19 protein-coding genes are annotated in these 20,825 nt (G+C 56.8%); 13 read left to right on the plus strand and 6 right to left on the minus strand.

Annotated elements, in window-relative coordinates:
• Positions 1–236: 236 nt before the first annotated feature.
• From IEV54_RS02075 to IEV54_RS02115, 9 genes are all read left to right on the plus strand, one after another.
• Positions 237–1,265, plus strand: a complete 1,029-nt coding sequence (locus IEV54_RS02075) for an amino acid ABC transporter substrate-binding protein (RefSeq protein ID WP_150277475.1) — start codon at positions 237–239, stop codon at positions 1,263–1,265.
• 91 nt (positions 1,266–1,356) lie between these two features.
• A complete protein-coding gene (locus IEV54_RS02080; protein WP_150277474.1) occupies positions 1,357–2,541 on the plus strand; it encodes an amino acid ABC transporter permease in 1,185 nt (394 codons plus the stop codon).
• 9 nt (positions 2,542–2,550) lie between these two features.
• Positions 2,551–3,645, plus strand: coding sequence for an amino acid ABC transporter permease (locus IEV54_RS02085; protein ID WP_150277473.1), 1,095 nt, complete (start codon positions 2,551–2,553; stop codon positions 3,643–3,645).
• Between the two features lie 10 nt (positions 3,646–3,655).
• Positions 3,656–4,420, plus strand: coding sequence for an amino acid ABC transporter ATP-binding protein (locus IEV54_RS02090; RefSeq protein ID WP_150277472.1), 765 nt, complete (start codon positions 3,656–3,658; stop codon positions 4,418–4,420).
• Positions 4,421–4,644: 224 nt separating this feature from the next.
• A complete protein-coding gene (locus IEV54_RS02095) occupies positions 4,645–5,703 on the plus strand; it encodes a GGDEF domain-containing protein (RefSeq protein ID WP_150277471.1) in 1,059 nt (352 codons plus the stop codon).
• Between the two features lie 97 nt (positions 5,704–5,800).
• Entirely contained in the window at positions 5,801–6,388 is a 588-nt protein-coding gene (locus IEV54_RS02100; RefSeq protein WP_150277470.1) for a YqaA family protein, read from the plus strand.
• Positions 6,389–6,478: 90 nt separating this feature from the next.
• Positions 6,479–7,633, plus strand: a complete 1,155-nt coding sequence (locus tag IEV54_RS02105; protein ID WP_150277469.1) for an efflux RND transporter periplasmic adaptor subunit — start codon at positions 6,479–6,481, stop codon at positions 7,631–7,633.
• On the plus strand, positions 7,630–10,806 hold the full coding sequence (locus IEV54_RS02110; RefSeq protein WP_188434293.1) for a multidrug efflux RND transporter permease subunit: 3,177 nt from the start codon (positions 7,630–7,632) through the stop codon (positions 10,804–10,806). The genes IEV54_RS02105 and IEV54_RS02110 overlap by 4 nt, the downstream gene beginning before the upstream one ends.
• Positions 10,799–12,259 (plus strand): efflux transporter outer membrane subunit, encoded by a 1,461-nt coding sequence (locus IEV54_RS02115; protein WP_150277468.1) that lies wholly within the window; start codon positions 10,799–10,801, stop codon positions 12,257–12,259. The genes IEV54_RS02110 and IEV54_RS02115 overlap by 8 nt, the downstream gene beginning before the upstream one ends.
• 19 nt (positions 12,260–12,278) lie before the next feature.
• Here IEV54_RS02115 and IEV54_RS02120 read toward each other — a convergent pair whose 3' ends face one another.
• Complete coding sequence (locus tag IEV54_RS02120; protein WP_150277467.1) at positions 12,279–13,124, minus strand: inositol monophosphatase family protein; 846 nt, start codon at positions 13,122–13,124, stop codon at positions 12,279–12,281.
• A 315-nt stretch (positions 13,125–13,439) separates the two neighbouring features.
• Complete coding sequence (locus IEV54_RS02125) at positions 13,440–14,168, minus strand: ROK family protein (protein WP_150277466.1); 729 nt, start codon at positions 14,166–14,168, stop codon at positions 13,440–13,442.
• 272 nt (positions 14,169–14,440) lie between these two features.
• On the opposite strand from IEV54_RS02125, the gene IEV54_RS02130 reads away from it, so the two are divergent.
• Positions 14,441–15,760, plus strand: coding sequence for an MFS transporter (locus IEV54_RS02130; RefSeq protein ID WP_150277465.1), 1,320 nt, complete (start codon positions 14,441–14,443; stop codon positions 15,758–15,760).
• A gap of 22 nt (positions 15,761–15,782) precedes the next feature.
• Here IEV54_RS02130 and IEV54_RS02135 read toward each other — a convergent pair whose 3' ends face one another.
• The 4 genes from IEV54_RS02135 to flgA all read right to left on the minus strand — a co-directional run bounded on the left by IEV54_RS02135 (position 15,783) and on the right by flgA (position 18,280).
• Positions 15,783–16,532: a flagellar brake protein gene (locus IEV54_RS02135; RefSeq protein ID WP_150277464.1), complete on the minus strand. Its 750-nt coding sequence runs from the start codon at positions 16,530–16,532 to the stop codon at positions 15,783–15,785.
• A gap of 65 nt (positions 16,533–16,597) precedes the next feature.
• Positions 16,598–17,059 (minus strand): flagella synthesis protein FlgN, encoded by a 462-nt coding sequence (locus IEV54_RS02140; RefSeq protein ID WP_150277463.1) that lies wholly within the window; start codon positions 17,057–17,059, stop codon positions 16,598–16,600.
• 56 nt (positions 17,060–17,115) lie between these two features.
• On the minus strand, positions 17,116–17,427 hold the full coding sequence (gene flgM, locus IEV54_RS02145; protein ID WP_150277462.1) for a flagellar biosynthesis anti-sigma factor FlgM: 312 nt from the start codon (positions 17,425–17,427) through the stop codon (positions 17,116–17,118).
• Between the two features lie 142 nt (positions 17,428–17,569).
• Entirely contained in the window at positions 17,570–18,280 is a 711-nt protein-coding gene (gene flgA / locus IEV54_RS02150) for a flagellar basal body P-ring formation chaperone FlgA (protein WP_150277461.1), read from the minus strand.
• Positions 18,281–18,398: 118 nt separating this feature from the next.
• On the opposite strand from flgA, the gene IEV54_RS02155 reads away from it, so the two are divergent.
• The 3 genes from IEV54_RS02155 to flgB all read left to right on the plus strand — a co-directional run bounded on the left by IEV54_RS02155 (position 18,399) and on the right by flgB (position 20,825).
• Entirely contained in the window at positions 18,399–19,325 is a 927-nt protein-coding gene (locus IEV54_RS02155; RefSeq protein ID WP_150277460.1) for a chemotaxis protein CheV, read from the plus strand.
• Positions 19,326–19,370: 45 nt separating this feature from the next.
• The gene (locus IEV54_RS02160) at positions 19,371–20,198 is read left to right on the plus strand and encodes a CheR family methyltransferase (RefSeq protein ID WP_188434294.1); all 828 of its coding nucleotides are present in this window, start codon (positions 19,371–19,373) and stop codon (positions 20,196–20,198) included.
• Between the two features lie 222 nt (positions 20,199–20,420).
• Complete coding sequence (flgB, locus tag IEV54_RS02165; protein ID WP_150277458.1) at positions 20,421–20,825, plus strand: flagellar basal body rod protein FlgB; 405 nt, start codon at positions 20,421–20,423, stop codon at positions 20,823–20,825.

Consider the following 20,825-nt stretch of genomic DNA (forward strand, 5'->3'; position numbering starts at 1 on the left):
CGCATTCAGGACCATATTGACGAGAAAAACACCCGGGTATGCACTTAACTGTACTGGTACAGGCCTTGCAACGGCTTGAGGGACTGTGGACTGGCAGCTTGCCAGCTGTCTCGCGCTGGGCGTGAGATATTCTCCTTTCCCGCATGACGGCTGTACCGTCATTGCGTCTCAAGCCGGTACGGGGCCGACAGGGAGAGTGAGACTCCATAATAATTATTCCAATCTGGAGATTTTCAATGAAGACGGTGAAAACTACCCTAGCAGTATTAGCGACCGCTGCCGCACTGGGTGCAAGCAGCTTTGTACAGGCAGGCGCTACGCTTGATGCGGTCAAGAAAAAGGGCTTTGTACAATGTGGCATCAGTGATGGCCTTCCGGGTTTTTCCTATGCGGACGAGAAGGGTAACTACCTCGGACTGGATGTGGACGTGTGTCGCGCCATGGCGGCGGCGTTGTTTGGTGACGCCAGCAAGGTCCGCTACAGCCCGCTGACGGCCAAGGAACGCTTCACCGCATTGCAGTCGGGCGAAGTTGACGTGCTGTCGCGTAACACTACCTGGACAAGCTCGCGGGATGCCAGCCTCGGACTCAACTTCGCCGGCGTCAATTACTACGACGGTCAGGGTTTTCTGGTTAACAAGAAGCTCGGTGTTACCAGTGCCAAGCAGCTTGATGGTGCTACCGTCTGCATCCAGGCTGGTACAACGACCGAGCTCAATGCGGCGGATTATTTCCGCGCCAACGGCATGAGTTTTACTCCTATCACCTACGATACTTCTGATGAAAGCGCCAAGTCTCTCGAGTCAGGCCGTTGCGATGTGCTGACCTCAGATCAGTCACAGCTTTACGCACAGCGTATCAAGCTTGGTTCTCCCGGCGACTACGTGGTGCTGCCAGAGGTTATCTCCAAGGAGCCGCTGGGCCCGGTGGTGCGTCATGGTGACGACGAGTGGTTCGACATCGTCAAGTGGTCTCTTTTTGCCATGCTCAACGCGGAAGAGATGGGCGTCACTTCGGCCAACGTCGATGAGATGCTGAAAACGCCGAAAAATCCGGATGTTGCACGCTTGCTCGGTGTTGAAGGTGAGTACGGTAAGGAACTCAATCTGCCGAAAGACTGGGCGGTGCAGATCGTCAAGCAGGTCGGCAACTATGGAGAAAGCTTCAGCCGCAACGTCGGTGCTGGGAGCGAACTGGAAATTGAGCGCGGCCTCAATGCCCTGTGGACCAACGGAGGCCTTCAGTACGCACCACCGGTGCGCTGATACTTCGCGAGATCAGCTTCGCGACTGATCTTATGGTTCCGCTGATGTGAGTCCCGTCCGCCTGGTGGGCGGGGCTTGCGAGAGGGTTTTCATGCAAACTGCTGCGAAAGCGCCGCGTCCGAAAGGTTCACTCTGGACTGATCCAAAGGCACGAGCCTGGGTTTTTCAGCTTGTTGCCATTCTTGTTGTAGTGGCCCTTGGCTGGTTTCTGTACAGCAACACCATGATCAATCTGGAAAAGCGGGGTATCACCACCGGCTTCGCTTTTCTCAATAACACTGCCGGTTTCGGGATCGCGCAACATCTTATCGAGTACACCGAGACGGATAGTTACGGCCGGGTATTTCTCATCGGTCTGCTCAATACCTTGCTGGTTTCGGTTATCGGGATTGTGATGGCCACGTTGCTCGGCTTTACGCTGGGTATTGCCCGTCTCGCTCCGAACTGGCTCGTCAGCAGGCTGGCCACCGTTTACATAGAGATATTCCGTAATATCCCGCCATTGCTGCAGATCCTTTTCTGGTACTTCGCCGTTATGCTCTCACTTCCCGGGCCGCGGCAGAGCCTGGGTGTGTTCGACAATTTCTACCTGAACAGCCGGGGTCTCTATGTTCCCGCGCCGAGCGTCTCTGACACTTTCGGGTTGTTCCTTGGCGCGTTGGCAGTCTCGATTGTGGCAATCATCGTGCTCGGGCGGTGGGCCAAGCTGCGGCGTGAAGCTACGGGGCAGATATTTCCTGTTGCCCTGTCGGCTATCGGTATTCTGCTGCTGGTTCCCGGCATCGCGGTGATCGTCGCTGGCAGTCCGCTGGACTGGACTACGCCAAAACTGACTGGATTCAACTTTACAGATGGTTGGGTACTGATACCGGAGCTGATCGCCCTTACGCTGGCTCTGACGATGTACACAGCGGCTTTTATTGCTGAAATCGTCAGGGCAGGTATTCAGTCGGTCAGTCACGGCCAGACCGAAGCAGCCAGCTCTCTTGGCCTGCCGCCGGGCAGGACCTTGCATTTGGTGGTCATTCCCCAGGCGTTACGCGTGATCATTCCACCGCTGACCAGTCAGTATCTCAATTTGGCGAAGAACTCCTCGTTGGCCGCGGCGATTGGTTATCCGGAGATGGTGTCGCTGTTTGCTGGCACCGTGCTCAACCAGACCGGGCAGGCAATAGAGGTTATCGCTATCACCATGAGTGTTTATCTGGCCATCAGTATCAGCATTTCGATGTTGATGAACTGGTATAACAAGCGCATTGCGCTGATCGAGCGGTAAGGGCAGCCCATGCAGACTCATCATTTCAAACCCGACCTTCCGCCGCCGCGTCAGAGTATCGGGCCAGCGGCATGGTTGCGTGCCAATCTTTTCTCCAGCTGGTTCAACGGCCTGCTCACGGTAGTCGCGCTCTATCTGATCTGGCTAATCGTGCCGCCACTGGTGCAATGGGCATTTCTCGATGCCGACTGGCTGGGTGAGACCCGCGCTGATTGCACGAGTGACGGTGCGTGCTGGGTGTTTATCAAACAGCGTTTTGGCCAGTTCATGTATGGATTTTATCCGACAGAGCTGCGCTGGCGGGTCGACCTGACAGTGGTTCTGGCCATTCTGGGCGCCGCGCCGCTGTTCATTTCGGCTATGCCGCGCAAGGCGCTCTACGGGATCGTTTTTCTGTTGGTGTATCCGTTGGTGGCCTATTGGCTTCTTCACGGAGGGATGGGGTTGGAAGTGGTTCGCACCAGCCAGTGGGGCGGCCTGATGCTGACTCTGGTCATTGCTGCGGTGGGTATTGCCGGTGCCTTGCCATTGGGCATAGCCCTTGCTCTCGGGCGCCGTTCCGACATGCCGGCCATCCGGGTTATCTGCGTCACCTTCATCGAGTTCTGGCGAGGCGTGCCTCTGATTACGGTGTTGTTCATGTCGTCGGTCATGCTGCCGCTTTTTCTGCCGGAGGGTATGAGCTTTGACAAGTTGATCAGGGCGTTGATAGGCGTGATTCTGTTTCAGTCCGCTTACATCGCAGAGGTGGTGCGCGGCGGGTTGCAGGCAATCCCCAAGGGGCAGTATGAAGCCGCTGAAGCCATGGGGCTTGGATACTGGCGGGTCATGGGACTGGTGATCCTGCCCCAAGCGCTGAAAATGGTGATTCCGGGCATCGTCAACACCTTTATTTCGCTTTTCAAGGATACCAGTCTGGTGATCATCATTGGATTGTTCGACCTGCTCAACAGCATAAAGCAGGCGACCACTGATCCCGCCTGGTTGGGTATGGCCACCGAGGGATATGTATTCGCTGCCCTGGTTTTCTGGATCTTCTGTTTCGGTATGTCCCGCTACTCCATGCACCTGGAGCGCAAGCTGGATACGAGCCACAAGCATTAGGAGTATGGATATGAGCGAAGCTAAGGTTGAGTCGGTCATCGCTGACCGCATGATAGAAATGGTTGACGTTAACAAGTGGTATGGCAATTTCCATGTGCTCAAGGACATCAATCTGAATGTACGGCAAGGCGAGCGGATCGTTATCTGCGGGCCTTCCGGTTCGGGCAAATCCACGACCATTCGCTGCATCAATCGTCTGGAGGAGCATCAGCAAGGTCGGATCCTGGTCGACGGAACTGAGCTGACCCAAGACCTTAAGCATATAGAGGCAGTAAGGCGTGAGGTCGGCATGGTGTTCCAGCACTTCAATCTTTTCCCCCATCTGACAGTTTTACAAAATTGCACGCTTTCTCCCATGTGGGTAAGGCGCATGCCCAAGCGCAAAGCCCACGAGCTGGCCATGCATTATCTTGAGCGGGTCAAGATTCCAGAGCAGGCTCACAAGTTTCCGGGGCAGTTGTCCGGGGGGCAGCAACAGCGCGTTGCCATTGCCAGAGCCTTGTGCATGCAGCCAAAAATCATGTTGTTCGACGAGCCGACCTCATCACTGGACCCGGAAATGGTCAAGGAAGTGCTGGACACGATGATTGGTCTGGCGGAAGACGGTATGACCATGCTCTGCGTGACCCACGAGATGGGCTTCGCGCGTACTGTTGCGGACCGGGTGATCTTTATGGATCGCGGGGAAATTGTCGAAGAGGCTGAACCCAATACGTTCTTTACCAATCCGGTGAACGAAAGAACCAAGCTTTTCCTCAGTCAGATTCTGCATTGAACCTGGCACTGACAGGGTCGTCACGCATGTGGAGGTCATGGATCCTGGCGACAAGGCTTTGTTAGCTTTTATTACTTTTTGCCATGTCGCCAGATCGATGATGTCAATTTGCTCTCCAGTACCGGAACCAGTCGGCTGGCTTTGAGTTATACTTTTGACATTGTCACCGCTTACTATCCCGACCAATCCATGCGGCAGACCCCAAGGAAGGAGTGAGTTTGTCGATGGACAAGGTAACCGCGCCGGGCCGACACGAAAGTGGCAAACCGCAGTTCTGGCAACTGGCCAGGCGCTGCTGTCAGCTTGCTGCCTCGGTCGACGTTGCTTTTTTCTTTCTGTTCCATCTTCTCGGATCGCCAATTCTGGCTTGGATCAACGTGGTCAGCGTGGGGCTCTATCTGCTCGCCTACTGGCTGCTGGGTAAACGCCTGAATCAGCCAGCAATCATCCTTATCTGGATCGAAGTAATCGTTCATGCCTTCCTGGGCACCTTGCTGGTTGGTTGGGATAGTGGCTTCCATTATTTTCTGTTGATGTTCATTCCCGCCCTATTTGCGGGTATGCGGCGGCGAAACGCCTGGCTTGCGGTGGGAGGGCTCTGGGCATTTTATGTAGGGCTTTATGCGTTGATGTGGTTTGTTGATCCGTTACAGCCGATAGCCTCTGGCGGACTGCTCGGAGTGTTTCTTTTCAACCTGACCGTTGTTTTCTGTATGTTCAGCTACCTTACTCTGTTCTACATCTCGACGGTTTCGGGAACGCAGCGTGCGCTGCGGCGTATGGCTACGATCGATTCGTTGACCGGTTTGTTCAATCGCAGACATTTGTCGGATCTTGCTGACAAGGAAATCGCGCGCCATGCGCGTAATCCAGAGGAGCTGAGCTTCCTGTTGCTGGATATCGATCATTTCAAAGAGTTCAATGATGAGCATGGCCATGACACGGGTGATCGTATCCTTGAGCGCGTGAGCACGGTGTTGGCTCAGACCTTGAGGGAGCAGGATTATATCGGGCGCTGGGGTGGCGAGGAGTTTCTGGTGGTGCTTCCCGGTACCGGGCTGGAGCAGGCTATCCAGACCGCCGAGCGCATACGTTGCGCAGTTGAAACCTGTTCATGGGTTTTCGCGGATCTGGAAGTCTTTGTGACCGTCAGTGTGGGCGTCAGTCAATATTGCGCGGGTGAAAATTTGAGTTCGGCTGTTGCGCGGGCTGATCAGGCGCTATACGAAAGCAAGCGCAGGGGGCGTAACAGGGTCGAAGTCAGCGCAACCGAGTTGAACTGACTGGAATTATCTGGCCTGACAACGGTCTTCCTAGTCTAGCAAGCCGTCGTGCCCTTCATTAGGTGGCCATCCAGCCAAAAGGAGCTGTCAGGTAGCAATGTTTCAATCCCGTCTTCTTTCTGCGCGCACCTGGCTGAATAGGCTGGACCGATCGCCTTATGCCCTACCTCTTCTCTTCATCCTGTCGATGGCGGAAACGCTGATCGTCCCCATTCCCATTGAAACCATTCTGATTCCCTGGATGCTGAGTCAGCCCCGGCGCCGCTGGACCATAGCTAGCGTGGCGCTCGCCGGTAATATCACAGCAGCTGCGGTTGGTTACTGGCTGGGTGTGCTTGCGTGGGGTCAGTGGGGTGATACCTTGCTTGAATGGGCCGGCAATCCACAGGCTTTCGAGACCTTCGCCACACAAGTTCGACAGAATGGCTTCACAGCGATATTGGCCGTGGGCATTACGCCTACACCTTTGCAGATCGCAATGCTGGCTGCAGGGGTGGTGGGCTATCCGTTTCTCCTGTTTTTACTCGCTGTTACATTGTCGCGGGCGGTACGTTATTTCGGCCTGGCGCTGCTCGTGCATTTCGCTGGAGACGCGGCATTAGGGCTCTGGAAGCAATATTCAAAGCAGATCGGAGTGCTGTTGCTGTTGGTTGCAGCAGTCTGGCTTTGGTTTGCTTTCCGTTGACCGTGGAACCGCTGTCGTCCCAGGCTGTCGAGAAAAGGACAAGTTCGGTTGCATGAGGCAGCCGCTGTCTAAGCCGAAAAGGACCCATAGATGGCCTACCCACAGCGTAGCCTCGCTATCGTCGCAGCACTCCTGCTGGTCGGTTGTGAAGAACAACAGCAGCAGGATTCGCGCCCTACACCCACTGTCGAGGTCATGACCCCGCAGGCGCAAGCAGTACCCAACACCATCGAGTTGCCAGGCCGAGTTCAGGCCATACGTATTGCTGAGGTGCGCGCGCGCGTCAATGGCATCATCGAGGAACGGCTGTACGAGGAGGGCACAGCTGTCGAGGCTGGCGACCAGCTGTTCCAGATCGATCCACGGGAAAGCCGGGCCAACCTGAATGCTGCTCAAGCGCGTCTCGAGCGCGCTCGCGCTACTGCCATGAATGCAGCTCAGGATGTGGAGCGTTACCGGGGCCTGGTGGAGAAGCAGGCGATCAGCCAGCAGGAGTTCGATGCCGCGCAGGCGCAATTGCGCATGGCGCGGGCTGACGTCAAGCTCGCCGAAGCGCAGGTACAGACTGCTGAACTGGACCTGGATTACACCCGGGTAGAAGCCCCCATTGACGGTATTGCCGGCCGGGCCGAGGTAACCGTGGGCGCTCTGGTGCGCGCTGCTGACGGCACCTTGCTGACGCGGGTAGAGCAACTGGATCCGGTGTATGTCAATTTTTCGCAATCCAGCTCCGACCTGCTTGGATTGCGCGCGCAGATCGCCTCCGGTGAGGTCTCGGTTACCGAGAATGAGAAGATCGCGGTCGAGCTGGTTCTGGAAAATGGTGAAGCCTATCCCCACTCCGGTTATGTCGACTTCCGGGCGATGTCGATCGACCGCTCTACCGGTACGGTGCAAGCCCGGGCGCAGGTCCCCAATCCCGATCATCTGCTATTGCCTGGCATGTTCGTAGAGGCACGGGTGACTGCGGGCCAACGCACGGACGCCCTGGTCATTCCGCAGCGGGCGGTGATCATGCAGGATCAGGGTCCCAGCGTGATGGTGGTGGGAGAGGACGGTAAAGCAGCTTCACGTGACATCAAAACCGGCAGCATGCGCGAGGGCAATTGGATTGTGCTTGAGGGGCTGGAGCCGGGCGAGCAGGTCATAGTCAGCGGCTGGCAGGACCTGCGCGGGGGTACCGAAGTGGAGACTGTGCGAGCGGATGAATCCCAAGAGGATAATGGCGACGGGGATGCACCGTGAATTCTACATTCTTCATTCGGCGTCCTGTTTTCGCCTGGGTGCTAGCGCTGGGTTTGCTTCTTGGCGGTCTGATTGCATTGCGCGGTTTGCCGGTCGAGCAATATCCCACCATTGCGCCGCCCTCCTTGAACATCAGCGTCACCTACCCGGGTGCGGATGCTTCGGTTCTGGAAGCCAATGTCACCCAGGTGATTGAAGAGGAGCTCAACGGGGTCGAAGGCTATCTGTACATGGATTCGACCAGTCGATCCAACGGTACCGCCTCGATCGAACTGGTGTTGCAACCGGGCACCGATATCGATATTGCTCAGATGGAGGTGCAGAACCTGCTGAGCCGGGTTGAGCAACGGCTACCGGAAGAAGTTCGGCGCCAGGGCATCAGAGTCTTTCAGGCGTCCTCCAATTTTCTTCTGATCATTTCAGTGTTGTCTGAAAGCGGTGAGATGAGCAGTCTCGAGCTGGGCCATTACGCCACCACCAATATTGTCAATGAACTGCGACGCGTCTCTGGCGTAGGCGATATCCGCGAGTTCTACACGCCCTATGCGATGCGCATCTGGTTTAACCCCGATCGTCTGGCGAGCTTCGGCATGTCCCCCAGCGATGTATTGGCTGCGGTGCGAGCCCAGAACAGTCAGGCTGCCGGCGGCGCACTGGGCGACCTGCCGCTCAGTGAGGGTATCGAGATACACGCACCCCTGGAAACCCGCGGGCGACTGAGCTCACCTGAAGAGTTCGGCGAAATTATCCTGCGCGCTGATCCGGATGGCTCTGTGGTGCGGCTGGAGGACGTGGCGCGAATCGAGTTAGGCGCCCAGGATTATGCCTCGCGTAGCGAACTGGACGATCAGCCCAATGCGGGCCTGGCGGTGCAACTGGCGCCGGGCGCGAATGCGCTGGATACCGCCGCGGCGGTGAAAAAGCGCATGGGTGAACTGGAAGAAGCGTTTCCGGGCGATATCGAATGGATGGTTCCCTACGACTCTACTCCCTTTATCTCCAGTTCCATCGAGCGGGTGCTGTTGACCCTGGCGCAGGCCATCGGGCTGGTGGTGCTGATCATGCTGCTGTTTCTGCAGAACTGGCGCACGGTCGTGATTCCTACCATCGTGATCCCTATCGCACTGGTAGGCACCTGCCTGGGTCTCTGGCTGGTCGGCTTCTCGATCAATCTGCTGAGTCTGTTCGGCATGGTGCTGGCAATCGGCACCCTGGTGGATGATGCGATTGTCGTCACGGAGAATGTAAAGAGACTGATCGACGAGGAGGGCATGGCGCCCTACGAGGCTACGGTGGAGGCCATGGGACAGGTTAGCGCCGCGATCATCGGCACGACCCTGGCATTGATCGCGGTATTCGTCCCTTTGGCATTCTTTCCGGGCTCCAGTGGGGGTATTTACCGGCAGTTTGCGGTCACCCTGTCCATAGCAGTGGGGATTTCGACCTTCCTGGCCTTGACCCTGACTCCGGCGCTCTGCGCTACCCTGCTCAAGCCCCGTGACGACGAGCAGGATAAAAAACAGCGTTGGAGCGACCGTATTTTCGGACCCTTCAACCGCGGCATGAAGCGCACCACCGATCGATATCATGGCGCGGTCAGTTACGTGCTTGCCCATCCGCTGTGGTTCCTGCTGGGGTTTGCGGCCCTGCTGGCGCTGGTCGCGGTGCTCTACCTGCGTATGCCCACAGCATTCCTGCCCCAGGAGGACCAGGGCTCGGTCATGACCGTGGTGCAGGCGCCGCCTGGGTCAACCATCAATGCCACCACCGCCGCTATGGATCAGGTGAAGGACTTCTATGCTGACAGTGCGGCAGTCGAACACACGCTGGCGGTTTATGGATTCAGCTTTTTTGGTCAGGGTCAGGCCCACGGCATGGCATTTGTCAGGTTGCTTCCCTGGGCGGATCGCGAGCAGCGTGCGCCGGAGCTGGTCAATGAGGCCTCCGGGGCCTTTTCGCAGATACGTGAAGCGCGTGTCTTTGCCCTCAATCCGCCATCCATCCCGGCACTCGGCGTGGCAGGCGGGTTCACGTTCAAGCTGGAAGATCGCGGTAATAACGGCTATGAGGCGCTGCTGGAAGCCCGGGACCAATTACTGGGCGCAGCAAGTGAAAGTGAGATGCTTGAAGGCGTGCGGCCCGAGGGCGCGGATCAGGCACCTAAACTGAAGGTAGATATCGATCGTATCAAGGCAAGGGCGCTCGGCCTCTCGATAGCTGAAGTCAACGCCAGCCTGAGTACGACATTTGGTAGTGCCTACGTGAATGATTTCAATATGGACGGCGAGGTGCTGCGCGTGTTGCTGCAGGCCGATTCGCCCTACCGGATCACCCCCGAAGATGTGCTGCAGTTGGAGATACCCAATGAAATGGGTAACAACGTCCCCTTTGGTGCGTTCTCCACAGCCGAGTGGACACGGGGACCGATACAGCTACAGCGCTACAACGGCTACCCGGCCATTACGCTATCGGGCAACGCCGCATCCGGTTATACCAGTGGCGAGGCGATGGACGAGATGGCGCGTCTGGCCCAGGACCTGCCGCGCGGCTTTGATTTTGAATGGTCAGGAGCGTCATACGAAGAACAGCAGGCATCCGGTCAGGTGGGTTTGCTGCTGGGGTTGTCGATGCTCGTGGTGCTCATGGTATTGGCGGCGCTGTACGAAAGCTGGGTAATGCCCATCGCGGTATTGCTGGTCGTTCCCCTAGGGGCGCTGGGGGCGATTCTGTTCGCCATGTTGCGCGGGATGCCGGCTGATGTGTATTTCAACGTGGGGCTGGTGGCGATCATCGGCTTGTCGGCCAAGAATGCGATTCTTATCGTCGAATTTGCGATTGAAGAAGAGGGGCGCGGCAAATCCATTCACGAGGCGATCATGAGCGCGGTCCGCATGCGCTTTCGCCCGGTACTGATGACCTCGCTAACCTTCATCTTTGGCATGTTGCCGCTCATCATGTCCAGCGGGGCGGGCGCTGCCAGTCGCGCTGCGGTGGGCACTGGCGTGATTGGCGGGATGCTGGCCGCCACTATCTTCGGACTGTTTTATATTTCGCTGTTTTATCTTTGTGTCAGACGCTGGTTGAGCCGCCGCCGCCCACCCAGCCGCCAGCACGAAGATGACGACAACTCGGATGGTGAAAAGGGATCAATACAGGGAGCCGGTGATGCGTAATATCTTGCTACCTGTACTGGTGGGGTTTCTGCTTGTCGGTTGCCAGTTTGCTCCGGAACACCAACGGCCCATGCTGCCGACCAACCAACAATATCCCGCGTCGCTCCAGCCAGGTCAGGGGGAGTTGATCGCCAGTGAGGTAAGCTGGAACAGGTTTTTTCTCGACCCGCGTTTACGGCTTCTCATTGACACGGCGCTAGAGCATAACCGCGATATGCAAATAGCAGTCGCACGAATAGAGGAAGCGCGCGGGCAGTTCCGGGTGCGCGATGCCGACCGCTATCCGACGCTGGCGCTGGGGGCAAGTGCGGTTCGCAGTCGTTCGGCGATTCCCTCAGCGGGTGCTGGAGCCTCCGGTACGGGCGGCTCGGCAGCGCCTGCAGCGGGTTTGTCGGGTGGAGGGGTGACCGAGCGTTATACCGTAGAGGTAGGAGTGGCCGCCTTCGAACTCGATTTCTGGGGCAGGGTTCGCAATCTTGCCGAGGGCGCGCGAGCCGAGTACCTGGCGACCCTGGAGGCGCAGCGGGCTTTTCAGCTGTCATTGGTCGGCGATGTGGCCGCTACCTACCTCTCAGTCAGAGGGGCCGAGCAGCGTATGCAGTTAGCGCAATCCACCGTCGCAAACCGGCGTGACGAGGTGCGCATATCGAGGGTTCGCCTGGACGCAGGTATCGCTTCGGCGCTGGAATACAATCAGGCAGAGGCTCTGCTGGCACAGGCGCAGACGCAATTGGCGGAGCTGCGCCTGACGGTGGCTCAACAACAGAATTACCTTACGCTGTTGACCGGGGCTGCGACGTCGTCACCCTTGCCGGAGCCGTATCCGCTGGACCGCCAGCTACCCGCTAGCGCCCTGGCGGCAGGCTTACCCTCAGAGCTGCTTTACAGCCGGCCAGACATCATTGCCGCAGAAGAACGTTTGCGCGCGGCGAGGGCCAACATCGGGGTGGCCCGGGCAGCATTCTTCCCCAGTATCTCCCTGACTGGCAATGCCGGCTACGCCTCCGGCGAACTGGATGGCCTGATCAGTGGTGATAACAAGTTCTGGAGCATCGGTCCGAGCGTCACCTTACCGATATTCGATTTCGGTGGACGCGATGCCAACCTCACGGTGGCACAAGCTCGGGAAAATATCGCTATAGCCGAATATGAGCGCACCATTCAGGCGGCCTTCCGCGAAGTGGCCGATGCGCTGGCGGGCCGCCGTTACCTGGCCGAGCAACTGGCCCTCCAGGAGGACAACGTCGCTACATTGGGCAATATCGCAGAGCTGGCGCGTGATCGCTACGATGAGGGAGTTGTCAATTTTCTACAGGTGCTGGACGCCGAGCGTACCCTATTTGAAGCAGAGCAGGCGCTGGTGCAGATCCAGCGGGCAAAAATGGAGAATCTGGTGGCCCTGTATATCGCCCTGGGCGGGGGAGCCGGAACGGTGGCTACCGACTCCCAATGATGGCGTAAGGCTGGCGACGTCAGTCCTCATCCAGCGAAGGTCCGATCATGCGCGCCAACTGGTCATACACACCCGGCGCGGCTACCAGAAAAGGGTTGCCTTGCAGCAGACCCTCTCCACGCAGAAAGTCGCTCCGCCTTCCTCCGGCCTCGGCAACCAGAACCAATCCAGCCATGCAATCCCAACTTTTGAGCTGCGTCTCGTAGTAACCGATCAATCGCCCAGCTGCGACGTAGGCCGTGGTCAGGGCTCCTGACCCATTGCGAATGAACATGCCACCGTCGGCCAGCAGCTTTTGTAGAAAAGGCAGAAAGTTCTCCTTGCCACTTGGGTGGAAGGTGCCAACACCTGTCAATCCCTCCCTTATATCGGACGCCTGGCTGACCCGCAGGGGCGTGTTGTTGACGAAGGCGCCGCGGCCAATGCAACCATGAAACAACTCGTCGTGGTTCGGGTCAGCGATGGCTCCCACGCAAGGCACACCATCAATCATCATGCCAATGGATACGCACCATGAATGCAGGCCGTTAACGAAGCACGCCGTACCGTCAATGGGATCGACTACCCAAACGCAGCGCGCGCTCAGTTGAGCAGCGCCGCTTTCTTCGCCGACAAAACCATCCTCCGGAAAACGCTTGGCCAGTGTCTGACGAATCAGATCCTCCAGTTGCCGGTCTACCTCGCTGACTACATCCTGGAAATCATTGTTCTTGTGCTCGATTGTCAGTTTGGCGCGCTCGTTGTAGCGGGTCTTGCCTTGTCTTGCGGCTGCGAGAGCAAGTTCTTGGGCGAGTGTGTAACGCGCGTCCAGATCGATCTGGCTCAGGTCAGGCGCGCTGGTGCGCGCATTGATTGTTGCGTGCATACTGGATTTCCGCATAGCTGTTTGAATAGGTCTTCTGTGGTGTTCAGTTTCAATTGACGCAGTCATTCGACGGATTGGCCCCAATTGGCCATCACGTTCTGGGTTTCGACTCTACCAGCCCCTGAGATACCGTCCAATAAAACCACCGACGCCGAATTCATTCGCGACATCGACCAGGATGGGAACCGCAAGGCGGTGCTAGAGGCATAGCTGTCCACCGTAGTCATTCTGATATTGCGGCTGGTTGGTATTGGCGTGGCGCTAGTGTTGGTCATCATCCCAGTGGTGAAGCGCCCGATGGACGGTTACCGGAGGCTAATTGTGCGACAGGTCAGGCAGAGGCGGGTATTCACGCCACAGTGCCGCACCGCCTGAGATTCCCCTGGCCTCTGAAACGATCCGAGTGTTGGCAGGCAGGCTTGTGCTGACGTAACGCGCATTGCCGCCGCCCAGCAAGATCTGGTCAGGATGGAAAAGTGTATTGAGCAGGGCCAGGGCCAGGGCCAGTCGTTCATTCCACGTCTTGCTGCCAATTTTTTTTAATTCGGCATCGCCCAGGTACTGGTCATAGGTCCGACCTTCGGCGATAGGGTGATGCGCGAGCTCCATATGTGGCATCAAGTCACCGTCGCGGAAAATGGCAGTACCAAAGCCGGTCCCGAGAGTGACCACGATTTCCAGGCCAACCCCGTCGATCAATGCAAATCCGATCATATCGGCATCGTTGATGACGCGAGTTGGATAGTTTCCAAGGCGTACCGATAACTGCTTGGCCAGTTCAAAATCAATCCATTCATCGCTTTGTAAATTGGCCGCAGTGAGTACACGGCCCTGGCGCACGACCCCGGGGAACCCGACGGAAATACGGTTGAAGGCGGGCATGTCCCGCGTGAGGCTGGTCACCAGGTCAAGCAGCAGGTCGGGCGGACAAGGATGGGGTGTCACGATCCGCAAACGCTCCGTCAGCATGTGGCCCTTTATATCCAGCACCGCGGCTTTGATGCTGAGCCCGCCTATGTCGACTGCGAGAATACCCGTGGTCATGGACAACTCCTCATGGTCAGATTCCTGCGCACGCTCCGTATACTCCCTTTCAGTGGACTTTTCGGACACACAAGCGTTCATCCTGATGCAGGGATTTTGTGTGAAAGAGCAGTTTGTGGCAATTCCTCAGGCGCCGATGGGAAGCATGCTCGCGAGCTGCTAATATGCGCGCCTGCCTGTCATTGACCAATTCTGCTGGCCTGAATTTCCCTGTTTTTTTTCAGTATTGTCCTAGACTGTCCACTGCACCCTTCAGCCACATCGGAGTTTGAATGCCCAGAAGTATCATGGCCTTTTCCTCGTTGTATTTTGCTACCTTCCTGATGCTTGTCGGTAGTGGTCTACTCGGTACCTACCTGGGCCTGCGTCTGGCTGCCGAAGGGGTCAACGAGATATGGATTGGCCTGCTTATGACTGGTTATTACATTGGTCTGGTTGCTGGCGCGTCCGTAGGTCACCGGTTGATTGCCAAGGTGGGACATATTCGTGCGTTTGTGGCCAGCGCGGGAGTGGTGACTGCCTCTGTACTTGGGCATGCGATGACTGCGGACGTTCAGATCTGGTTCGTTCTCAGGATTGTTGTTGGTGTGGCTATGATGTGCCAGTACATGGTCCTGGAAAGCTGGCTCAACGAACAGGCAGAGCCTCATCAGCGGGGCATGGTGTTCGCCAGCTACATGTCTGTGACCTTTCTGGGCCTGGCAATGGGGCAGGGGATTTTGACGGTGATGCCAGAGCTGGATCTCAGTCATCTGCTGATTGTCTCTATGTGCTTCTCCCTGTGCCTAGTGCCTGTTGCCGTTACCAACAGAATCCACCCTGCGCCTCTGCACCCTGCACCTATGAAGGTACGCGTGTTTTTGAGTCGTATTCCTCTGGCGCTCACCACGGTGGCGGTGTCAGGGTTGTTGCTTGGGTCGTTCTACGGTATGGCACCTGTATTCGCCACGGGTGTTGGGCTGGCGACATCGGAAATCGGTGTTTTTATGGCGGTTACCATTGGCGCGGGCCTGGTCGCACAATGGCCGGCTGGATGGCTTTCCGATCGACTGGACCGGAGCAGGATGATCCAGATCAACGCCATTATCCTGACGGGCGTGGTTCTGATCATCGCGCTGGTGCCCTTACCTCCTTTCGGGTTGCTCGTGATGAGCAGTATGTTTGGCGTCTTGGCATTTACCCTGTATCCAATTGCTGTTGCCTTGGCTAACGACCACATCGATCCGGATGATCGTGTAGCGCTTTCAGCCATGCTATTGGTGACCTTTGGTTTGGGGGCGAGCTTCGGGCCGCTGCTGGGGTCCATACTGATGAAGTTGCTAGGGCCCAATATGCTTTACGTGTTCATGGCACTTTGCACGCTGGTGCTGGTAATGCGGGTCAGGCCCGAACGGGTCACCGGAGAGAATCTGTCGCTGGACGCACCAATTCACTTTCTGCCATCGGGGGGTAACCTTGTAACCTCTTCGTTGTCGGCTGCAATGGATCCACGAGTAGACGAACAACAGGTGGAAGAACAGATGCGCGATGATGTTGCGCCGGGTGCTGGCGCGGACCTTGATGAAGACCAGGACGACCATCGCCCCGGTTAGGGGCTAGTCAGGTAGGGGTCAGCTAGAAAAGATCTTCCTTTTCGAGGCGACGTGCCTCGCGCTGCAGATAGTTCACGAAGCGATCTATCTGGCGTTGCACATTCGCCTGATTCTGACGAAAGGCCAGTCCGACCTGGGTTTCGTTGCTGCCCGAATCGTACTGGGCATGCCGTATCTCGATGCTCAGGTTGAGGCGCCCGCTTTCCGGAAGTTCCAGAGAACAACGCTCAAACAGGTCTCCCGGCGGCAACTGGTGTGTGCAGTCTCCGCTAAAACGGGCCTTGCAGCCTGTTGCGGAGATATCAATGAGGGTGCCATCCAGGGCCACATTGCGCTCTGAGTGACCCAGATGCACCGACAGTTCCATGCTGCGTCGCACGGCAGCCCTGAAGGCCCCACGCTTCTGGTGATAGACCATCTCTTCGGGAAGGGGAGCGCAATAGGTAGGCACTCCATCAAGCATCAACCTTTGCACGCCGGGACAGTGCCAGCGCATGTGTACGCCTTCATGCCAGGCGTCTACTCGAAATGCTTCTCCCGCGGTGGCAAACCGGTCGCCATCGCGGGGCATCATCTCGTCAATCCAGAGGGTCTTGGTGGCATTGTCTATCTGCACAATGAAGCTCTGAAACTTTTGCGGACGGTCAGCGAAGGTAACGCGCAGATGATCACGGTGCTGCTGGATATTTTTCAGCAGCGAGAGAATCTCTACTGGAGAACGGACGTCCCGCGGTGGCTGCGGTCCTGGTTCCTGGTTGAATAAGCTGGACACTGAAGGCTCTCGAGTTCAAAAGGTCAGGCATACTACTACAGTATGCTGGCTATCTGACACGCCGTTCAGGCCTTGGTCAGGTTGCGTTGATTACCGGAACGGCTGGCAACACCTTGACGATCGTATACGCTCTGACTTGCCTCACCCTGATTACGCAGAAGATCAAGTAAGCGGCCAGTGGCCTGTTGATTATGCCGGACCAGTCGCGCGTTGCGCAGGTTGGCTGCCTGGCAGCGTTGCAACGCGTTCTGAAATGCAGAATAGACCTCCAGTAGCGTAGCGGCTCCTGAGGATCTGATGTGTGCTTCGAGCCCATCTCCGGGCGCAATACCAATCTGCGAGCACCAAGTTCGAATAGCGAGGTCATGATGAGCGAGGGCGTCGACCAAGGGGGCTTTGGCAGACAGCAGTTTCTCAAGCTCATCCATGTCACGGTTGATAAGCGCTTGTTGCTCCTGGTCCAGAAGTTCGGCGAAAGCTTCGCAGTCCGGCTGCGCTTGCAAGAACACCTTCTCCAACTGTTCCATCCGCTTTCTCCGCTAATCGCTATACCGGCAAGGAGTCCGGACACGGCTCCGCAGGGTTATTCCAGAGCCAGCAGTCTGTCAGCAATGCGGCCGCTGTCAGCATTATAGCTGCCATCACTGATGGCCTGCCGAATCTGGGCTACACGCTCGCTATCGACCACTGGCAGTTCACGCAGCCGCTCTTCCACTGCTTGTAACTGCTGGGCCTGTGGGCTCAATTTGACCTGTCCATCTTCCGCAGGTGTGTTTTGCGCGTTTCCTTGCGCGGCAGGACGGGTGCCTTCGGCCGCGGCATCACGCTTGCCCATGGTAGCGCCTGTCTGGGCACCCCGATTGGCACTGTTTGATGCGTTGAAGTCAATAACCATTCTGTTTTCCTCAGAACCTGAATGCTTTACTAACACCTGTAACGGCCGATGCAGTCAAAACTTTAGGAAAAATTTATGTGAATCTGGTCACGTTTCTTCGCCGAATTTCACGATCCGATTATAGAGCAAATGAGCAATAACTTCACATTGCGACTTCAACCTGCCCGGGGCCGGTGATTCTGGCCTTGACCACGCGACCGGAGCGCGAATTTCGCACACGTATCTGACTGCCCATATTTCCGTTTTCCAGGGCTTCGCCCGGCATGCGCACCGATACATGGCTGTTGGCAGCACTGATCACCACCTTGTCGCCTCGTTTGACGACCTCCTGCTGCTCCAGCTGATTGGGCGCCAAAACCGTATCGGCCGCCACCTGGCGTCTCAGGCGCAGGCCCGCTACCTGAGCAATGTCGGTCAGATAGGCGTTGTTCAAAAGACCCACGTCACGCTCGAGCAGGGTGATATCCTGCATGGTAATCACGGCATGGCGCGACAGTGGCCGAGTGGTCACAAGAACGGGTTGGTACAGACTCACCTGGGCCGGCACGAAGAGCCGCCAGCGCACCTCACTGTCACAACTGAGTCGCACGGTGACCCGGCCGACAGGTTCGGCCGGGCTTTCCAGTTCGGCATGCAGCGCTCCCTCCGGGCACAACGGCAAGCGTAGCCGGTTGTCCAGGCGATTGACTGTGACCTCGTAGCGGGCGTCCCGTGCACTGCGCTGCAGGTGACTCTCGATTTCTTGCTCAAGAAAAGAGGTGGTCGCGCCGATAAGTTGATCAATCAGTGGATTGGCGGAAACGCCTGCGCAAAAAAATAGCGGCAATACCGCGCACCCTGTGAGAAAACGCATACAATGAACCTTGATGACGAGTGGGTTGGCGCATGTCAAAAAAACGCCGTAACGAGCACTACCCTAACAGCGCAGCAAGATGCATGCCGTTTCATTCAAGATATTTGAGGAGTCGTCCATGGCTGGCGTAATGGATTCGGTAAACCAACGTACCCAGCTGGTCGGTCAGAACCGCCTGGAACTCTTGCTGTTTCGCCTTGCAGGACCGCAGTTGTACGGCATCAATGTTTTCAAGGTGAAGGAGGTGCTGCAGTGTCCCAAGCTCACTATCTTGCCGCGGTTGAATCCGGTCGTGCGGGGGGTCGCGCATATTCGCGGAGGTACCCTGCCCATCATCGACCTCAACAAGGCCACTGGTGGGCCGGGGCTCGATGATTTGAGTACGGCGTTCGTGATCATCACCGAATATAACTACCGTGTTCAGGGCTTTCTGGTGCGTTCAGTCGAACGAATCGTCAATATGAACTGGTCAGAAATACACCCGCCGCCACGGGGCACCGGTCGCGACCATTACCTGACAGCGGTGACCCGCGTCGACGACAAGATGGTCGAGATTATCGATGTCGAGAAGATTCTTGCCGAAGTCGTGCCAACTGTGGAGACCATCACCGCAGGTGTGATCGATGAGGTAACCCATACCGAAGCTCTGGCGCGCAAGGTGCTGATCGTTGATGACTCATCGGTGGCGCGCAAACAGGTCGTCCGATGTCTGCAGGAAGTGGGTGTGGAAGTGGTCGCGCTCAACGATGGACGTCAGGCGCTCAACTGGCTTCGTGACTTGGTCGAAAATGGCCAGGGTGTATCTGATCTGTTGATGATGGTTTCAGACATCGAAATGCCGGAAATGGATGGGTACACGCTGACCGCCGAGGTGCGCGGTGATCCACGTATGGCCGGTTTGCATATCCTGTTGCACACCTCGCTTTCGGGCGTGTTTAATCAGGCAATGGTAAAAAAGGTGGGTGCAGACGATTTCCTCGCCAAGTTCAAGCCGGATGAGCTGGCACAAAGGGTGATTGATCGCCTGCACGCACTGCGTGAGTAGATCGCCGCATGGGGAAGCAATTCAATTGATTACAGGATGGGCTGCGTGACCTCGGCAAACCAAGATTTTCATGTTTTCAGGGAGTTTCTGGAAAAAGCGTGCGGCATTGTGCTGGGCGACAATAAACAGTACCTCGTAGCCAGTAGGCTGAACCGGTTACTCGAGCAGCAGGGCATCAAAAGCCTGGGCGAGCTGGTAACGCGGATTCAGACGCAGCCCCGCAGTGGGCTGCGAGAGTTGGTCGTGGATGCAATGACCACCAACGAGACACTCTGGTTTAGAGATGTCTATCCATTCGACGTGTTGAAAAACCGATTGCTACCCGAATTCGTGAAGGCCAACCCCGGTCAGCGACCGCGAATATGGTCTGCAGCATGCTCGTCAGGACAGGAGCCCTACTCATTGAGCATGGCCATTGATGAGTTTGAGCGCAGCAATCCCGGTCAGCTGCGTGGTGGCTGTCAAATTGTCGCCACCGATCTGTCCGGGGGTATCCTGACCGCCGCAAAATCGGCGGAGTACGACAGTCTTTCAATCGCCCGCGGACTCTCCTCCGAGCGCCTGGCGCGTTATTTCGACCAGGGCAGTCCGGGTCGCTGGACAGTCAAGCAACCGATCCGCAGTCGGGTCGAGTTCCGCGCCATGAATTTGCTAGACAGTTATTCGATGCTGGGCAAGTTCGATATTGTTTTCTGCCGCAACGTGCTTATCTATTTTTCTGCTGATCTCAAGAAAGATATCCTCAAACGCATACACGGGACCCTCAAGCCCGGCGGTTATCTGATGCTTGGTGCGTCCGAGGCGTTGAATGGCCTCCCTGATCTCTATCAGATGGTTCAGTGCAGTCCGGGTATTGTCTACAAGGCAAAATAGCTACAAGCCGCAAGCTTCGGGCCTCCTTGCCGCTGGGTGACCTGCCGTCCAGGGAAGTGCCGTCCAACGGAATGCCGTCCAACGGTAATCCATTGCCGCTCTGAATTGTTCTTCCTTTCAACTCATTGAATATAAAGGGTTTCGTGTTTTGGCACGGAACCTGCTTTGTTATTGCGCAGAGAGAACTGTGTGGCCATTTATTGCCACAAGAGGAATGCGCAAATGACGATCAATTTTGACAATGCTCTGGGTATCCATGAGAAAGCACTGACTTTCCGCGGTCAGCGTGCGGCCGTTCTAGCCAATAATGTCGCCAACTCGGAAACCCCAAATTACAAAGCGCGTGACCTGGATTTCCAGGCGGTGCTGGCTGCTCAGCAGAGTGGAGATGACAAGGGGTTTGCCGCCAGTACCACACATTCCCGGCATATCAATACCGAAAGCCTGCTCGACCAGGCTGCAGGTCTGCGCTTCCGCACGCCCTTGCAGCCATCACTGGACGGCAACACTGTTGACGCTGACGTCGAGCAAAGCGCTTTCGCCAAGAATGCGATCGAACTGCAGGCCAGCTTTACTTTTCTCAACAGCAAATTCAAGGGGCTGATGACAGCCCTGCGCGGAGAATAA

The organism is Halopseudomonas salina (genome assembly GCF_014637955.1).
GTDB lineage: Bacteria > Pseudomonadota > Gammaproteobacteria > Pseudomonadales > Pseudomonadaceae > Halopseudomonas > Halopseudomonas salina.

What these genes read in the sequence shown, in the direction of transcription:
- IEV54_RS02095 (WP_150277471.1), top strand. Translation starts at nt 4,645, where the DNA reads ATGGACAAGGTAACCGCGCCGGGCCGACACGAAAGTGGCAAACCGCAG.
- IEV54_RS02090 (WP_150277472.1), top strand. Translation starts at nt 3,656, where the DNA reads ATGAGCGAAGCTAAGGTTGAGTCGGTCATCGCTGACCGCATGATAGAA.
- IEV54_RS02085 (WP_150277473.1), top strand. Translation starts at nt 2,551, where the DNA reads ATGCAGACTCATCATTTCAAACCCGACCTTCCGCCGCCGCGTCAGAGT.
- flgM (WP_150277462.1), bottom strand. Translation starts at nt 17,427, where the DNA reads ATGGTTATTGACTTCAACGCATCAAACAGTGCCAATCGGGGTGCCCAG.
- IEV54_RS02075 (WP_150277475.1), top strand. Translation starts at nt 237, where the DNA reads ATGAAGACGGTGAAAACTACCCTAGCAGTATTAGCGACCGCTGCCGCA.
- IEV54_RS02100 (WP_150277470.1), top strand. Translation starts at nt 5,801, where the DNA reads ATGTTTCAATCCCGTCTTCTTTCTGCGCGCACCTGGCTGAATAGGCTG.
- IEV54_RS02155 (WP_150277460.1), top strand. Translation starts at nt 18,399, where the DNA reads ATGGCTGGCGTAATGGATTCGGTAAACCAACGTACCCAGCTGGTCGGT.
- flgB (WP_150277458.1), top strand. Translation starts at nt 20,421, where the DNA reads ATGACGATCAATTTTGACAATGCTCTGGGTATCCATGAGAAAGCACTG.
- IEV54_RS02140 (WP_150277463.1), bottom strand. Translation starts at nt 17,059, where the DNA reads ATGGAACAGTTGGAGAAGGTGTTCTTGCAAGCGCAGCCGGACTGCGAA.
- flgA (WP_150277461.1), bottom strand. Translation starts at nt 18,280, where the DNA reads ATGCGTTTTCTCACAGGGTGCGCGGTATTGCCGCTATTTTTTTGCGCA.
- IEV54_RS02105 (WP_150277469.1), top strand. Translation starts at nt 6,479, where the DNA reads ATGGCCTACCCACAGCGTAGCCTCGCTATCGTCGCAGCACTCCTGCTG.
- IEV54_RS02130 (WP_150277465.1), top strand. Translation starts at nt 14,441, where the DNA reads ATGCCCAGAAGTATCATGGCCTTTTCCTCGTTGTATTTTGCTACCTTC.
- IEV54_RS02115 (WP_150277468.1), top strand. Translation starts at nt 10,799, where the DNA reads ATGCGTAATATCTTGCTACCTGTACTGGTGGGGTTTCTGCTTGTCGGT.
- IEV54_RS02120 (WP_150277467.1), bottom strand. Translation starts at nt 13,124, where the DNA reads ATGCACGCAACAATCAATGCGCGCACCAGCGCGCCTGACCTGAGCCAG.
- IEV54_RS02080 (WP_150277474.1), top strand. Translation starts at nt 1,357, where the DNA reads ATGCAAACTGCTGCGAAAGCGCCGCGTCCGAAAGGTTCACTCTGGACT.
- IEV54_RS02125 (WP_150277466.1), bottom strand. Translation starts at nt 14,168, where the DNA reads ATGACCACGGGTATTCTCGCAGTCGACATAGGCGGGCTCAGCATCAAA.